The organism is Alteriqipengyuania flavescens, from assembly GCF_030406725.1.
GTDB lineage: Bacteria > Pseudomonadota > Alphaproteobacteria > Sphingomonadales > Sphingomonadaceae > Alteriqipengyuania_B > Alteriqipengyuania_B flavescens.
On sequence record NZ_CP129107.1, the window covers coordinates 735,083 to 749,425 of the forward strand.

The 14,343-nt window shown below is 67.2% G+C and carries 17 protein-coding genes; 11 read left to right on the top strand and 6 right to left on the bottom strand.

Going from position 1 to position 14,343, the window contains the following annotated elements:
• The first annotated feature begins 47 nt into the window (after positions 1 to 47).
• From pabB to ribA, 7 genes are all read left to right on the top strand, one after another.
• Positions 48 to 1,856, top strand: a complete 1,809-nt coding sequence (gene pabB / locus QQW98_RS03855; protein WP_290136232.1) for an aminodeoxychorismate synthase component I — start codon at positions 48 to 50, stop codon at positions 1,854 to 1,856.
• Positions 1,853 to 2,518, top strand: coding sequence for an RluA family pseudouridine synthase (locus QQW98_RS03860; RefSeq protein ID WP_290136233.1), 666 nt, complete (start codon positions 1,853 to 1,855; stop codon positions 2,516 to 2,518). Before pabB ends, QQW98_RS03860 begins: the two co-directional genes overlap by 4 nt.
• Positions 2,519 to 2,525: 7 nt before the next feature.
• Complete coding sequence (gene arfB / locus QQW98_RS03865; protein WP_290136234.1) at positions 2,526 to 2,945, top strand: alternative ribosome rescue aminoacyl-tRNA hydrolase ArfB; 420 nt, start codon at positions 2,526 to 2,528, stop codon at positions 2,943 to 2,945.
• 147 nt (positions 2,946 to 3,092) lie between these two features.
• On the top strand, positions 3,093 to 3,260 hold the full coding sequence (gene rpmG, locus QQW98_RS03870) for a 50S ribosomal protein L33 (RefSeq protein WP_290136235.1): 168 nt from the start codon (positions 3,093 to 3,095) through the stop codon (positions 3,258 to 3,260).
• A 96-nt stretch (positions 3,261 to 3,356) separates the two neighbouring features.
• Complete coding sequence (locus tag QQW98_RS03875; RefSeq protein WP_290136236.1) at positions 3,357 to 4,013, top strand: LolA family protein; 657 nt, start codon at positions 3,357 to 3,359, stop codon at positions 4,011 to 4,013.
• Between the two features lie 267 nt (positions 4,014 to 4,280).
• Entirely contained in the window at positions 4,281 to 5,078 is a 798-nt protein-coding gene (locus tag QQW98_RS03880; RefSeq protein WP_290136237.1) for an exodeoxyribonuclease III, read from the top strand.
• On the top strand, positions 5,075 to 6,142 hold the full coding sequence (gene ribA, locus QQW98_RS03885; RefSeq protein ID WP_290136851.1) for a GTP cyclohydrolase II: 1,068 nt from the start codon (positions 5,075 to 5,077) through the stop codon (positions 6,140 to 6,142). Before QQW98_RS03880 ends, ribA begins: the two co-directional genes overlap by 4 nt.
• Here the strand turns inward: ribA and asd are convergent.
• The 6 genes from asd to recQ form a co-directional block, all read right to left on the bottom strand.
• Complete coding sequence (gene asd, locus QQW98_RS03890) at positions 6,139 to 6,984, bottom strand: archaetidylserine decarboxylase (RefSeq protein WP_290136238.1); 846 nt, start codon at positions 6,982 to 6,984, stop codon at positions 6,139 to 6,141. The genes ribA and asd overlap by 4 nt on opposite strands.
• A gap of 7 nt (positions 6,985 to 6,991) precedes the next feature.
• Positions 6,992 to 7,258: a DksA/TraR family C4-type zinc finger protein gene (locus QQW98_RS03895; protein WP_290136239.1), complete on the bottom strand. Its 267-nt coding sequence runs from the start codon at positions 7,256 to 7,258 to the stop codon at positions 6,992 to 6,994.
• A gap of 48 nt (positions 7,259 to 7,306) precedes the next feature.
• The gene (locus tag QQW98_RS03900) at positions 7,307 to 8,299 is read right to left on the bottom strand and encodes a right-handed parallel beta-helix repeat-containing protein (protein ID WP_290136240.1); all 993 of its coding nucleotides are present in this window, start codon (positions 8,297 to 8,299) and stop codon (positions 7,307 to 7,309) included.
• A 35-nt stretch (positions 8,300 to 8,334) separates the two neighbouring features.
• Entirely contained in the window at positions 8,335 to 8,544 is a 210-nt protein-coding gene (locus QQW98_RS03905; protein WP_290136241.1) for a toxin-antitoxin system HicB family antitoxin, read from the bottom strand.
• A 29-nt stretch (positions 8,545 to 8,573) separates the two neighbouring features.
• On the bottom strand, positions 8,574 to 9,485 hold the full coding sequence (locus tag QQW98_RS03910; RefSeq protein WP_290136242.1) for an SPFH domain-containing protein: 912 nt from the start codon (positions 9,483 to 9,485) through the stop codon (positions 8,574 to 8,576).
• An 89-nt stretch (positions 9,486 to 9,574) separates the two neighbouring features.
• Positions 9,575 to 11,359, bottom strand: coding sequence for a DNA helicase RecQ (gene recQ / locus QQW98_RS03915; protein ID WP_290136852.1), 1,785 nt, complete (start codon positions 11,357 to 11,359; stop codon positions 9,575 to 9,577).
• Positions 11,360 to 11,490: 131 nt separating this feature from the next.
• Here recQ and QQW98_RS03920 point away from each other — a divergent pair, with 131 nt between their 5' ends.
• The 4 genes from QQW98_RS03920 (at position 11,491) to QQW98_RS03935 (ending at position 14,337) form a co-directional block, all read left to right on the top strand.
• The gene (locus QQW98_RS03920; protein WP_290136243.1) at positions 11,491 to 11,835 is read left to right on the top strand and encodes a hypothetical protein; all 345 of its coding nucleotides are present in this window, start codon (positions 11,491 to 11,493) and stop codon (positions 11,833 to 11,835) included.
• A 95-nt stretch (positions 11,836 to 11,930) separates the two neighbouring features.
• Positions 11,931 to 12,110, top strand: coding sequence for a hypothetical protein (locus QQW98_RS03925; RefSeq protein WP_290136244.1), 180 nt, complete (start codon positions 11,931 to 11,933; stop codon positions 12,108 to 12,110).
• 102 nt (positions 12,111 to 12,212) lie between these two features.
• A complete protein-coding gene (locus QQW98_RS03930; protein WP_290136245.1) occupies positions 12,213 to 13,127 on the top strand; it encodes an SDR family NAD(P)-dependent oxidoreductase in 915 nt (304 codons plus the stop codon).
• Positions 13,128 to 13,137: 10 nt separating this feature from the next.
• On the top strand, positions 13,138 to 14,337 hold the full coding sequence (locus tag QQW98_RS03935; protein ID WP_290136246.1) for an acyl-CoA dehydrogenase family protein: 1,200 nt from the start codon (positions 13,138 to 13,140) through the stop codon (positions 14,335 to 14,337).
• Positions 14,338 to 14,343: the final 6 nt, after the last annotated feature.

Here is a 14,343-nt window from a genome sequence, read left to right on the forward strand (position 1 = left end):
GCGGGTCAAGATAGACTTGGGCAGCAAAGGCGCTAGGGCTGGCGCGCATGGAGCCTTTCGTCCTTCTCGACGATGCGCGTGCAGCAGGCGCGGCGGATGCGCAGCTGTACCGCGCGCCGTCCCGCATCTTCGTGGCGCGGCGCGCGGTCGATGTGGATCACGCGCTGGCAGAGGCGGAAGCGGCGCGGCAGGCAGGCGCGCTCCTGGCAGGCTATATCGCTTACGAAGCGGGCCTTGCGCTGGAGCCGCGGCTTGCCCCGCTGGCCGACCGCCTGACGGGCGCTGCGGGCCCGCTGGTGTGGCTCGGCGCGTTCGATGGGCCGGAGAGTATCGCCGCGGACACGGTGCCGGACTGGCTCGGCTGCGGCCCGGCGCGCATCGGGCCGATGGAGCCGACCCTGTCGCAAGGCGCTTACGAGGAAGCGTTTGCCGCACTGCAGGAGGCGATCCACGCGGGCGACATCTACCAGGCCAACCTGACCCTGCCGCTTTCCGGCAGCTATTCGGGCGAGCCATTGGCGCTCTACGCCGCACTGCGCGCCAATGCGCGGGCGGGTTATGGCGGGGTGATATACGACGGGTCGCACTGGCTGCTCAGCTTCTCGCCCGAGCTGTTCGTGTCGCTGAAAGGCGCACAGGCGCGGACGAAGCCGATGAAGGGCACCCGGCCGCGCGGCACGACGCCCGAAGCCGATGCCGCCCTGCGCCGCGACCTGGCGGAAAGCGAGAAGGACCGGGCCGAGAACCTGATGATCGTCGACCTGCTCCGAAACGATCTGTCGCGGGTGGCTCAGCCGGGCAGCGTGAAAGTGGACGCACCCTTCGCGATCGAGACCTATCCCAGCGTCCACCAGATGGTGAGCACGGTCACCGCCACGCTGGCCGAAGGGCACACGCCCGCCGATCTCGTGCGCGCACTGTTTCCCTGCGGCTCGATTACCGGCGCGCCGAAAATCCGCGCGATGGAGCTGCTCGCGGATATCGAACGCGATGCGCGCGGGCCCTATTGCGGGGCGATCGGGCGGATTGCACCCGCGCACGGCAAAGGGCATGGCAACGCCGCGTTCAATGTGGCAATCCGCACGCTGCGCCTGACGCCGGAAGAAAATGGCAGCGGGCGCGCCGTCCTCGGCGTCGGCGGCGCGATCGTGGCCGATAGCGAGGCGCAGGGGGAATGGCGCGAGGCCATGGTGAAGGGGAATTTCGTGAGGCAGGTTTCGGCGGAAAGCGGCGCAAACGGCGCCGACCTGATCGAAACCATGCGGTTCGATCCCGAAAAGGGCATCCCGCTGCTCGAACTTCACCTCGAACGGATCAAGGCGAGCGCGGAGCAGCTCGGCTTCGGGTTCGACCGCCATGCCGCGCGCAACCAGATCCAGGCACTGTGTTTCGAACTGGAGGACCCGGCGAAGCTGCGCCTCGTCGCCTCGCGCCGCGGCTCCATCGCGCTGGAGGCCGGACCCCTGCCCGACAGCCTGCCGGAGCCTGCCCTGTGCGTGGTCCTGCCCATGCCGGTGGCGAGCGAGGACTGGCGGCTGCGGCACAAGTCGTCGGACCGGGGCTTCTACGAAGATGCGCTGGAAGTGGCGCGCGATGCCGGGGCGCACGAGGCGCTGTTCCTGCGCGACGACGGCCTCCTGACTGAAGGCAGCTGGACCAGCCTGTTCGTGCAGCGCGGCGACACCCTGATTACGCCCCGCGCGGAGCTCGGCCTCCTGCCGGGCGTCCTGCGCCGCTCCTTCATTGACAGCGGGCGGGCGGAAGAAGGCGAAGTGAAGCTGGGCGACCTTGCCGAAGGGTTCTTCCTCGGCAACGCCTTGCGCGGCCTGATGCCTGCCCGGCTGATCGGCGTATGACCGCGCCCACCATCGTTTATGAAGACGGCGAGGCGCTGGTCATCGACAAGCCCGCCGGACTTTCCATCGAACGTCCGCGCAAGGGCGGGGCCTCGCTCGAGGATTATCTCGAGGATCTGAAGCTGGGGTTCCAACGCCCGCCGGTCGCGGTCCACAGGCTGGATACGGATACGTCGGGCTGCCTGCTGCTGGCCCGCAATCACAAGGCGCTGAAGCGCTTCAACCGCGCTTTCGAAGAGCGGCAGGTCGCCAAGACCTATATCGGCCTTGTCGCCGGGGAATTGGCGGACGATGAAGGCACGATCGAACTGGCGCTGGCCAAGGTAAGCTCGGCGGAGCGCGGCTGGCGCATGATCGCGGCGAAGAAAGGCAAGCCGTCGATCACCCATTGGGAGCGGATCGGACGCGGCAAGAGCGCCGCCGGCCCCTTCTCGATCGTGCGCTTCCGGCCGGTGACGGGGCGCACGCACCAGATTCGCATCCATGCACTCGCCGGGCTCGGTGCCGCGCTGCTCGGCGATCCCGTCTACGGTATTGGCAAGGACGCGCCGCGCACGATGCTGCACGCCGAATCGCTGGAAGTGACGCGCGAAGGCAAGGCGCCCATCCTTGCCCGCGCGCCGCTCCCCGCCGATTTCACGGCGCTCGGCGTCGACGTGTGACGCCGCCGTGACCGATGCGGAGAAAGAGGCCGTCATCGCCCGCGCTCATACGCTGGCGGAGGAAGCCTTCCTCGCCGGCAGCGGTCCCGGGGGGCAGAACGCCAACAAGGTCGCCACCACGGTGCAGTTGCGGGTCAACGCCTATGCGCTGCGCTTGCCGCAATTCGCCTTCCGCCGCCTGCAAAACATTGCCGGAAGCAAGCTGACCGATGCGGGCGAAATCCTCGTCACCGCACGCAGCCACCGGACGCAGGATGCCAACCGGGGCGAAGCGCGCGAGAAGCTGGAAGACCTGCTGACGGAGGCGATGACCCCGCCCAGGCGGCGCGCACGCACCCGCCTCAACCGGGTCGGCAAGACCCAGCGCCTGAAGGCGAAGAAGGAACGCGGGGAGATCAAGGCGCGGCGGGGCAAGGTGGACTGGTAGGGCCGTACCTGCCTTCCAGGCCTCCCTTCGCGCTTGACTTTCGCGCCGGAATCACCCAATTGCGCGCCCGAACTGGCGGTGCCCTCGCGCGCCGCCTGTCGTTTTTTGGCCAATGCGATGGCCCATCAGGAAACTTAGGAACACGCCATGGCGAAGCCTGCAACCGTCAAGATCAAGCTGGTCTCTACCGCCGACACCGGCTTCTTCTACGTCACGCGCAAGAACCCGCGCAACACGACCGAGAAGATGACCTTCCGCAAGTATGACCCCGTCGTGCGCAAGCACGTCGAGTTCAAGGAAGCGAAGATCAAGTAAGCCACCCTTTCGTTGGCAGAATCGCCTGCCAAGATTAACGGTGGGAACTCGGGCAGTTCAGTGCGAGTTCAAGCCCGAATTCCTAAGGATACGGGCATGACCAGAAAACTCTTCAGCAATACCCGCCTGGCCGCGATTCTCGCGGCTTTCGGCGTTGCATCCGCTCCCGCAGCCTACCTGGCACTGCCCCAGGCTGCCCATGCACAGCAGGCCTCCCAGATCGACCAGGTGGTCGCCGCCCTGCGCGGCATCACCACGATGAAGGCCAATTTCACGCAGGCCGATCGCAACGGCCAGCGCGTGTCCGGCGTGCTCACGCTGAAGCGCCCGGGCCGCATCCGCTTCCAGTACGAAGAAGGCGTGCCGCTGCTGATCGTGTCCGACGGCAAGGCGATGACGCTGGTCGATTACGAAGTCCGCCAGGTCGAACGCTGGCCGATAAGCGACAGCCCGCTGGGCGCCCTGCTCGACCCCAGCCGCGACGTGAAGCGCTATGGCACCATGAAGCCGACCGGCAACCCGAACGTGCTGAGCGTCGAGGTCAAGGATTCGAGCAAGCCCGAATTCGGCACCATCACGCTGGTCTTCGTGAAGAAGGCAAGCGCGCCGGGTGGGCTGGAACTCGTCAGCTGGGTCGCGCTCGATTCGCAGAACAAGCGCACCACCGTGCGGCTGGCGAATCAGCGCTACGGAATGAGCGTGCCGGACCGTACGTTCACCTACACCGACCCGCGCCGCTCGGGTCGTCGCTAGGGGCACTCGCTTCGTCCGCCAGATGCACGAAATACGCGGTAATCCGCAGGCTTCGTTCATCCGTCTGTCAGCGTCGCGTCGTTAATTTACAAAACTCAAGACGGCATTCCTGGCGGGTTTCCCCCCTGTTGCCTGCCAATCTTCGGTACCGTCTTGCACAAGCGTGACGAACGCACAGTGGACCCCCATCCCAATGCCCCCGGGATGGGGGTTTATTGTTTTTGAAGGTGGTTGTGCCTTTCGCCAGCCTTGCCTAACCACGCGCCCATGGTCTCGGTCGCTACCTGGAACATCAATTCCGTCCGCCTGCGGATGCCCATCGTCGAACGCTTCCTGCAAGAGGAGGCGCCCGACGTGCTGTGCCTGCAGGAGATCAAGTGCGAGGAGCACCTGTTCCCTTACGACGCCTTCCGCGCTGCGGGTTACGAGCACATGGCGGTGCACGGGCAGAAGGGATACCACGGCGTCGCCACGGTCAGCAAAATCCCGCTGGCCGAATTCTCCCGCCACGACTGGCAGGACAACGGCGAAGCGCGCCACGTGGGCGTGGAACTGACCGAAGGCTCGGCCAAGGGCGTGGTGATCGAGAACGTGTACATCCCCGCCGGCGGGGACGAGCCGGACCGCGACAAGAACCCCAAGTTCGGCCAGAAGCTCGACTTCCTCGGCCGCATGACGCGCTGGGCCGATGTCATCGACAGACCCACGCTGATCGTCGGCGATTTCAACATCGCGCCGCTCGAAAGCGATGTTTGGAACCACAAGCAGCTGCTCAAGGTCGTCAGCCACACGCCGATCGAGGTGGAGACGCTGCAACGGTTCAAGGATGCGCACGGCTGGACCGATGTCGGTCGCGAGCACATCCTGGATCCGGAGCGCTATTATACCTGGTGGAGCTATCGCAATCGCGACCACACGGCGAACGACCGCGGCCGCCGCCTCGATCACATGTGGGCGAGCCCGGATCTGGCGAAACAGGCGACCGGCCATCGCCTGCGCGAAGATGCGCGTGCGTGGGAAAAGCCGTCCGACCATATCCCGGTGATCACGGAGTTCACTCTCTGACCGGCAGCGGCCCCTCGGCCTCGCGCCGGGCGGCGCAGGCGGTCGACGCGCTGCGCCACGGGTGGCCGATCGCTTTCAATGGCGGGCCGGTGTTGCTGCCCGTGGAAACCGCCGTCGCCCCTGCCGCACGTTCCGCCCGGATGCTGGTGTCGCACGCGCGGGCGGTGACGCTGAAGCTTGCCAACCAGCGCGAGGCCGCCGCACCTGAAGCCCCCGCGCTGATAGAGGGTGCGGACGGCTTCGATCTGCGCAGCGCGCTCCCGATCGCCGATCCCTCGCTCGACCTTGCCGCCCCGCTGAAGGGCCCATTCCGCGCCCTGCCGATGGAATGGGGGGAGGATGCGCGCGCGGCGATGGAGCTGGCACGGATTGCAGGCATCCTGCCCGCCTTCATGGTCGATCCCGAAAGTGCGGGCGAGGCCCAGCCGGTGGCGGCCAGCGACCTCGATGCGCTGGCCGAAGCCGGCCGCCTGTTCATTGCGACCCGCTCCCGCCTGCCCGTGAGCGCGGCGGAGGATGCCGAGATCGTCGCCTTCCGCAAGGCCGACGACATGCGCGAACACGTGGCGCTGGTGATCGGCGAGCCGAGCGGCCGGGCGCCGCTGGTCCGCTTACATTCGGAGTGCCTGACGGGCGACGTCCTTGCCAGCCTGAAATGCGATTGCGGGCCGCAGCTGGACGCGGCCCTCCACGCCATGGCGGATACCGCGCGGGCGGGCGGCTGGGGCGTGCTCCTTTACCTGCGCCAAGAGGGACGCGGCATCGGCCTCGTCAACAAGCTGCGCGCCTACCGCCTGCAGGACATGGGCTTCGACACGGTGGAAGCGAACCAGCGGCTGGGCCTGCCCGACGAAGCGCGCGATTTCACCACCGCCGCGCGCATGCTCGACCTGCTCGGCATCGGCGAGGTGCGGCTGATGACCAACAACTTGCGCAAGGTCGTGGCGCTGGAAGCCGCAGGGGTGCAGGTGACCGAGCGCGTGCCCCACCAACTGCCCGACAACCCGCACAACGCCCGCTACCTCGCCACCAAACGCGACAAGTCCGGCCACCTGCTGCGCTAGAGTTTCCTTGCCAGCGCCTCGCCCATGCGGGTGGGGGTTCCGGCCTCGAAGCGGTCTTCGAAGCGTACCCGGCCTTCCTCGAACAGCAGGATGACGGTGGAGCCCAAGAGGAAGCGGCCCATCTCGTCGCCTGCCTTCAGCGTCGGGGCGTCGATGCCGGTGTAGTCCCGGCTCACTACCCGCTTGCCGTGCGGTTCAACGAGCCCGCCCCATACGGTCTCGATACTGGCGACGATCATCGCGCCCACCATCACGCTGGCAACGGTGCCAAGCGGCGTGTCGAATATGCATACGAGCCGCTCGTTGCGGGCGAATAGCTGGTCTAGCCTGTCGGCGGTCGCGGTGTTCACGCTGAAAAGGTCGCCCGGCACGTAGATCGTGCGACGCAAGGTTCCATCCACCGGCATGTGGACCCGGTGGTAGTCGCGCGGCGAGAGGTAGATCGTGGCGAAGTCGCCTTGTGCGAACCGGCTTGCCAATTCCGCATCGCCGCCCAACAGGGCTTGCGCGGTGTAGTCGCGCCGCTTGGCCTGCACGATGCGCCCGTCGGTGATCCTGCCGAGCTGGCTGATCGCGCCGTCGGCGGGGCACAGCACATGGCTTGCGGCCTCGGCGAGCGGCCGGGCACCGGGCTTCAGCGCGCGGGTGAAGAAGTCGTTGAAGCAGGTGTAATCGCCTGCCGGCCGTTCGGCTTCTCCCATGTCGACATCGTATGTGTCGATGAAGCGCCGGATCAGCCGGTCCTTCAGCCACGGGCGGGTGGAGCGGGCGATTCGCCCGGCAAAGCGGGACAGGCCCTGGTGCGGAGCCAGGTGCTGGGCGAGAATGAAGGGGCTTGTCACCTGCCCTTCACCTGAGCTGGCTGTCCTTGCTGCCGCGCCGGTTGATCCCGGCGGCGCGGAACGCCTTATCGCGCAGCGATTGGCAGGTCACGCAGGTCTGCACACCGGGCAGGGCCTCGCGCCGCCGCCCGGGGATGTCCTCGCCGCAGTCCTCGCAATATTCTGCGCTCTCGCGCGTAGAGGCGAGGCCCGCACGGGCGCGGGCCACCGCATCGCTGACCGTATCGTCGATCTGTTCCTGAACTGCGCCGTCGCGCGACCATCCGCCTGCCATAATATGCTCCTCGCCGTTCGAACGGGCGAGCGGCAGGCAATGTTCCCCCTAGCGGATGCGTTCGTAGCGCTCGATCTGCGCGCCGAGCGTGTTCTCGCCCAGGCCGAGCGTGTCGCCCGACCAGTCGGCCACGAACAGCGTCTTGCGCGCACCGGGGGCCAGCCGCGCATCGTTGGCGGCGATGGTCAGCCCGGCGGAGCTGTTCTTGCGCCCTTCCGCGGCCACGGCGATCAGCGCGCCGTAGTTCTCCTTGTTCACGCCCTGCACGAACCAGTTGTTGGTGATCTGCCCGCGCGAACCTGCGGGAAGGTCGATCATGTAATTGGTGCCCTTCCCGGCGCTGTCGTCGAAACTGTTGGAGGCAAGCTGGACGGTCGGCGTGCGGCTTTTGACGTAGTGCCCGCCGCGCCCTTCCTCGAAACGGCTCCGGGTGACACGCAGCGCGCCGTAATCGCCGATATAGATCGAATGCGCGCAGCCGCCCGCGCCGTCGCAGGTGCCGAGGCGGGTGAAGGTCGATTTGTCGATCACGATCGTGCCGCTGGCATCGCGGGCGGACAGGATGCCTTGGTCGCTGTCGCGGAACCAGCTCTGCACCACGGTCAGGTTGCCCTTTTCGATCCGGATACCGGCGCCGTTGAATTCGCGCACGTGCATCCCGGCAAAGGTAAGACCGGACACGGTGGCGCTGCGTCCGCGCAGCACAAGCGCCGCCTTGCCTTCGCAGGTTTCCCCGTCGAACACGGCGCGGCCTGGCTCTTCGGCCAGGTAGGATACGTCGCCCTTCGTCTGCACCGCGCACTGGCGATAGGCGCCCGGCGCGATGGCGATGCTGCCGGTGTTGTCGCCGATGGCATCGACGGCATCCTGCAAGCGCTGGAAGCCCTGCCCGGTCTCCACGACGGTGAACGGTCCGGACGCCTGCGGTGCGGGCTGCGCGAGGAGCGCGGCCATCGGGATGGCGGCGACGGCCAGCGCGGCGATCACTCCGATGAAGCGGAACTGCACGCGGGCGGGCGAATGCTGGGCGGACTTCTGCATGAGGCCCGGCTTAGGGAAAAAGGGTTAACGAGCCGCTAAGACTTGTCGGCCCCGTCTTTCGGGGGCCTGCCGCGCCGCGCGGGCTGCGCCGCTTTTACCGGAATGCCCCGCTTTTCCAGCGCCTCGCGCAGCAGCATCTCGATCTGCGCATTGGCGCTGCGCAGCTCGCCTGCCGCCAGCCGCTCGACCGCGGCGTGCACGGCCGGGTCGAGGCGCAAGGCGAAGGCTTTTTTGGATGCGGCCACGGGGTCAGCTCACACGGCGGGGCAGCCGATCAGTAGATCGATCCGGCGTTGATGACCGGATGCGCCTCTCGGTCGCCGCACAGCACGACCATCAGGTTGCTCACCATCGCCGCGCGGCGCTCGTCGTCCATGTCGACGATATTGTCGCTCGACAGCTTCAGCAGCGCATCTTCGACCATGCCGACCGCGCCCAGCACGATCTTGGCACGCGCCGCGATGATCGCGTCGGCCTGCTGCCGCTTCAGCATCGCGCTGGCGATCTCGCTGGCATAGGCGAGGTGGGTAAGGCCGGCCTCGTCCACCACGATGCCCGCGGCGGCGAGCCGCTCGTTCAGCTCCTCCAGCAGCTCGCGGTTGACCACGTCGGCGCTGCCGCGCAGCGTGACTTCCTCGCCTTCGAAATCGTCGTAGGGATGGCGCGAGCCCACGGTGCGCAGGCCGGCCTCGATTTGGATGTTCACGAACTCCTTGTAATCGTCGACATCGAAGCTCGCCTGCGCGGTGTCGGCGACGCGCCACACGACGTTGCAGGCGATCTCGATCGGATTGCCGCGCAGGTCATTGATCTTCACCCGCTCCGAATGGATGTTGTGGGCGCGGGCGCTGATCTTCTTGCGCACGATCCACGGCCACACCCAGCGCAGCCCCTCCGTCCGGTCGCTGCCTCGATACTCGCCGAACAGGGTGAGCACGGCGGCCTGGTTCGGCTGGATCATGTAGAACCCGGCCGCGACGAACAGGAAGAGCACGAAGGGCAGCGCCAGCCCGAAAATGAATCCGAGCGGGCCGGAGCCGGCAAGCATTCCCGACAGTCCGAGCACCGCCGGTATGGCGACGATCGCCAGTAGCACGAGCAACATCACATAGCCGTTATGCCCCCGGCCCTCCGTCTCGCGGCTGATGTTGATCCCGCGCTTCTCGCCCCTGTTTTCGGCCACCATGACGATTCTCCTTCGATATAATTATGATATCATATTTATATCGGAAGAGGTGTTCGTTCAAGCGAAACCGCCAAGCGAGGGCCAGGACCCTAATTCTCCCTGATCGCGCGCAGGAACGCCTCCCCATAGGCTTCCAGCTTCTTGGCGCCGACGCCGCCGATGCGCGACATTTCGTCGAGGTTCGCGGGGCGGAAGGCCGCCATGTCGCGCAGCACGGCATCGTGGAAGACCACGTAGGGCGGCACCTGCGCCTCTTCCGCCAGCGTGCGGCGCAAGTCGCGCAGGGCTTCGAACAGCGGGTCGCCGACCGGGTTGGGCGTGGCGTTCGCGCGGCGCCGACGCTGCTTCTTCTGCGGCTCGACGATGCCGATGGGCACCTCGCCCTTCAGGATGTCCGGCGCATCGCCGCCGAGGGCGAGGCCGCCGTGCTCGGTCGGCACCAGCGCGCCGCGGGCTTGCAATGCGCGCGACAGGGGGCGCAGCAGCGCGGCCTCCTTCGCATCGACGATGCCGAACACGGACAGCCTGTCGTGACCGCGCTGACGGACCCGCTCGTCCTCCACCCCGGTCAGCACCTTCTGCACATGGCCGAGGCCGAAGCTTTGCCCCGTCCGGTAGACGCCGGAAAGCAGTTTGCGGGCGAGCTCCGTCGCCTCGATCACGGTCGGCGGCTCCAGGCAGTTGTCGCAATTGCCACATTGGGCTGGCGGGTCTTCGCCGAAATGCCGCAGCAGCACCGCACGGCGGCAGCCCGCCGTCTCGACCAGCCCGGCAAGCGCTTCCAGCCGCGCCTGCTCGCCGGCCCGCCGCTCCGGCTCGATCTCCGCCAGCCGCTGGCGCGCGCGGGCGAAATCGTCCGCCCCCCACAGCATCAGCGCGTGGGCCGGATCGCCGTCGCGCCCCGCGCGGCCCGTTTCCTGGTAATAGGCCTCGATCGACTTCGGCAAGCCGGCATGGGCGACGAAGCGCACGTCCGGCTTGTCGATCCCCATGCCGAAGGCGATTGTGGCGACCATCACCATGTCCTCGCTGGCGACGAAGGCCGCCTGGTTCGCGGCGCGCTCCTCCGCCGGCAGGCCCGCGTGATAGATCGAGACACTGCGCCCGCCCGCGCCCAGCTGCTGCGCCAGCCGCTCCACCTGCGCGCGGGTCTGCGCATAGACGATGCCGGGCCCCGCCTGCGCGTCCAGCAGCCGGGCAAGCTGGTTCGCCACGTTGTCGCGCGGGCCGATGGCATAGCGGATATTGGGCCGGTCGAACCCCGCCAGCACCAGTCCGTCCGCCGGAATGCCGAGCTGGGCCAGGATGTCGGCGCGAGTGTGCGCGTCCGCCGTGGCGGTCAGCGCCAGCCGCCCCGCTTCGGGGAACGCGTCGAGCAGCGGACGCAGCAGGCGGTAGTCGGGACGGAAATCGTGCCCCCATTCGGACACGCAATGCGCTTCGTCGATGGCGAACAGGGCCACCCGGCCGCGTTCCAGCAGGCTGCGGAAACCGGGCTGGCTGGCACGTTCCGGCGCAACGTAGAGCAGGTCGAGTTCGCCCGCCTCGAACGCCGCCTGCGTTTCCCGCCAGTCGCCGTCGACGCTGGTCAGCGTCGCGGCGCGGATGCCGTTGGCGCGGGCGCTGCGCAGCTGGTCGTGCATCAGGGCGATGAGCGGGGAGACGACGATGCAGCAGCCGGGCAGCATCGTGGCAGGCAGCTGGTAGGTGAGCGACTTTCCCGCGCCCGTCGGCATCACCGCCAGCGTCCGCTGCCCCGCCAGCACGCGGGCGACGACATCGGCCTGCTTGCCGCGAAACCCTTCGAACCCGAACACGGCGCGCAGGGCGGTGCGCGCATCCTCCAGCGCTTCGACAGGCGTATCGGCAACCATCTCGTCCATCGGGCCGCTGTGCCAGATCGCATCGCGCGCGCAAACCGGGCGGCGGGCCATGCTGGGGAGAATTGCCAGCACCGGCACGCCGCGCTAGATGCAGGGGCGAGAATTCAACGGAGACCCCGCCCATGAAGAAGTTGATTGCCACCGCCACCACCGCGGCCCTCGCCCTGTCGCTCGCCGCCTGCGGATCGTCCGACGACGCGTCCGAAGACACGACCGCCGATACGGTCGAAGTCACCGCCGACGAAGCGGTCGAGGAGGTGGAGGAAACCCCCACCCCCGTCGAAATGAGCGACGAAGACCCCGCGCCCGACACCGGCCCGGAAGAGACGGTCGACGCGGACACCGCGGCCGGCGTGGATGCCGAAGTGGCCAGTGAAAATGCGCAGGATGTCGCCGCGCGCGCCCGCGAGGCCGCCATGCGCGCCGCCGAACAGGCCACGCAGAACGCCGAAGAATCCATGGAATAAATTTGCTAGATATTTGATTGCAAAGTGGGCGGGGTGCACGGCGCATCTCGCCCGTTTTCTTATAAGCTGCGAGCGGATACGATGGCGTCATGCGCATGACCGCCGCCCTTATCCCGCTCCTCGTGCTCGCCGCCTGCGGGGACGATGCGGCAGGCCCCGGCGGCCTGACCGAAGGCGAGGCGCGCGAGCTGGACGAGGCTGCGGCCATCGTCGATGCCCAGCGGATAGAGGAGGACGACCTGCCCGCCGATCTCAGGCAGGACCCGGGCGAATAGGGGACCTTTGCCCGTCGCCCGCGCCGCCTTGATAATCGCCCGTCGCTCCGCCATAGGCAGGGTTTAACCGCGCGATTAAAAACAGCAGGAGTCGGCAGGCACATGGGCATTCTGGAAGGCAAGGTCGTCGCAGTAACCGGCAGCGGGCGCGGCATCGGGCGGGAAATTGCGCTCCTCTGCGCGAAGGAAGGCGCGGCGGTCATCGTCAACGATCCCGGCGTGGGCGGCGGCGGCGAAGGCGGGGAGGCCGGCCCGGCCGAGCAGACCGCCAGCGACATTCGCGATGGCGGCGGCAAGGCACACGCCAACCTCGCCAGCGTGGCCGACCCGGCGGGTGCTGCATCCATCATCGAGGATGCCGTGCAGCAGTTCGGCCGGATCGACGCAGTGGTGAACAACGCCGGGATCCTGCGCGACACGATCTGGCACAAGATGAGCCACGAGGACTGGAAGGCGGTGATCGACGTCCACCTCCACGGCTGTTTCAACACGTCCAAGGCCGCCACGCCCTATTTCAAGGACCAGGGCAGCGGGCGGTTGGTGCATTTCACTTCCACCAGCGGGCTGATCGGCAATATCGGCCAGGCGAACTATTCCGCCGCCAAGCTCGGCATCGTCGGCCTGTCGCAGTCCATCGCGCTCGATGCGGCGCGTTATGGCGTCACCTCCAACTGCATCGCGCCGTTCGCGTGGAGCCGGATGACCGCGAGCATCCCCACCACCGGCGAAGGCGCCGAAGAACGCGTGAAGCGCCTCCAATCGATGGGCGCGGAAAAGATCGCCCCCCTCGCCGCCTACCTGTGCAGCGATGCGAGCGCGGAGGTGACCAACCAGATCTTCGCCGTACGCCGCAACGAGATAGTGCTGTTTTCGAAGCCCCGCCCGGTCCGCTCCATGGTCAAGACCGAAGGCTGGACCGCGCAGGCGATCGCGGACGAGCTGGTCCCGGCCTTCAAGTCCGACTTTGCGCGCGGCGACGAAGTCAGCGCCCACGTCTTCCCCTACGACCCCGTTTGAGGACCCAGCCATGAACGCTCCTGTCAATGCAGTCGCCGCCAATTCGGGCATGGATGACGAAACCTTCGAACAGTTCCACGAACAGCTCGAACGCTATGTCCGCGAGCGGCTGATCCCGGCGGAAAAGGACGTCATCGAAAACGACGCCGTGCCGGAAGACATCCTTGCCGAGATGAAGGACATGGGCCTGTTCGGCCTCACCGTGCCGGAAGAATTCGGCGGCGCGGGTCTCAATGTCACCCAGTATGCGAAGACGGTGAAGACGATGGCCTATGCTGCGCCCGCCTTCCGCAGTATCTTTTCGATCAACGTCGGCATGTTCAACTCTGCCATCAAGAACGGCGGCACGGATGCACAGAAGGCCGAGTGGTGGCCGCGCATTGCCGGCGGCAAGATCGCCTGCTTCGGCCTCACCGAACCCGGCAGCGGCAGCGACAGCGCCGCGATGCAGACGACCGCGCGGCCCGACCCGGACGGGAACGGGTGGATCCTGAACGGTACGAAGCGCTACATCACCAACGCACCGCACGCCGATGTCGGCCTGATCATGGCGCGCACCGAAAAGGATGCGCTACCCAAGAACGCACACGTTTCCGCCTTCATCGTGCCGATGGATACGCCCGGCGTTTCGACCGGGTCGCCCGACCACAAGATGGGCCAGGCGGGTAGCCACATCTCCGACGTGATGCTCGACGATGTCCACGTGCCGGGCGACGCGCTCCTGGGCGGGGAAACCGGACAGGGCTTCCGCTTCGCCATGATGAGCCTCGACAACGGACGCATTTCCGTGGGTGCGGCCAGCACGGGCTACGCCTGCCGCGCGCTGGACAGCGCGACGAAGTACGCGACCGAGCGGCAGGCCTTCGGCGAACCCATCGCCAACTTCCAGCTGATCCAGCAGATGCTCGCCGAAAGCTGGACCGAAATCTACGCCGCCGAGAGCATGATGGCGGACGTCACCGCACGCGTCGACCGGGGCGAGGATACGGTCAAGCACGCCGCCGCCTTCAAGGTCTTCGCATCCGAAATGTGCGGCCGCGTGGTGGACCGGGTGGTGCAGATTTACGGCGGCGCGGGCTATCTTGCCGAATACGACGCCGAACGCTTCTTCCGTGATGCGCGCATCTACCGAATCTACGAAGGCACGACGCAGATCCTGCAGCTCCAGATCGCCAAGCGGATGCTGCGCGAACACGCGGCGGGGCTCTGACACAGC

Coding starts and splice junctions, on each gene's coding strand:
- QQW98_RS03900 (WP_290136240.1), bottom strand. CDS start 8,299: ATGCAGAAGTCCGCCCAGCATTCGCCCGCCCGCGTGCAGTTCCGCTTC.
- QQW98_RS03930 (WP_290136245.1), top strand. CDS start 12,213: ATGGGCATTCTGGAAGGCAAGGTCGTCGCAGTAACCGGCAGCGGGCGC.
- QQW98_RS03860 (WP_290136233.1), top strand. CDS start 1,853: ATGACCGCGCCCACCATCGTTTATGAAGACGGCGAGGCGCTGGTCATC.
- QQW98_RS03925 (WP_290136244.1), top strand. CDS start 11,931: ATGACCGCCGCCCTTATCCCGCTCCTCGTGCTCGCCGCCTGCGGGGAC.
- QQW98_RS03880 (WP_290136237.1), top strand. CDS start 4,281: ATGGTCTCGGTCGCTACCTGGAACATCAATTCCGTCCGCCTGCGGATG.
- QQW98_RS03910 (WP_290136242.1), bottom strand. CDS start 9,485: ATGGTGGCCGAAAACAGGGGCGAGAAGCGCGGGATCAACATCAGCCGC.
- QQW98_RS03935 (WP_290136246.1), top strand. CDS start 13,138: ATGAACGCTCCTGTCAATGCAGTCGCCGCCAATTCGGGCATGGATGAC.
- recQ (WP_290136852.1), bottom strand. CDS start 11,359: ATGGTTGCCGATACGCCTGTCGAAGCGCTGGAGGATGCGCGCACCGCC.
- pabB (WP_290136232.1), top strand. CDS start 48: ATGGAGCCTTTCGTCCTTCTCGACGATGCGCGTGCAGCAGGCGCGGCG.
- QQW98_RS03895 (WP_290136239.1), bottom strand. CDS start 7,258: ATGGCAGGCGGATGGTCGCGCGACGGCGCAGTTCAGGAACAGATCGAC.
- QQW98_RS03875 (WP_290136236.1), top strand. CDS start 3,357: ATGACCAGAAAACTCTTCAGCAATACCCGCCTGGCCGCGATTCTCGCG.
- QQW98_RS03920 (WP_290136243.1), top strand. CDS start 11,491: ATGAAGAAGTTGATTGCCACCGCCACCACCGCGGCCCTCGCCCTGTCG.
- rpmG (WP_290136235.1), top strand. CDS start 3,093: ATGGCGAAGCCTGCAACCGTCAAGATCAAGCTGGTCTCTACCGCCGAC.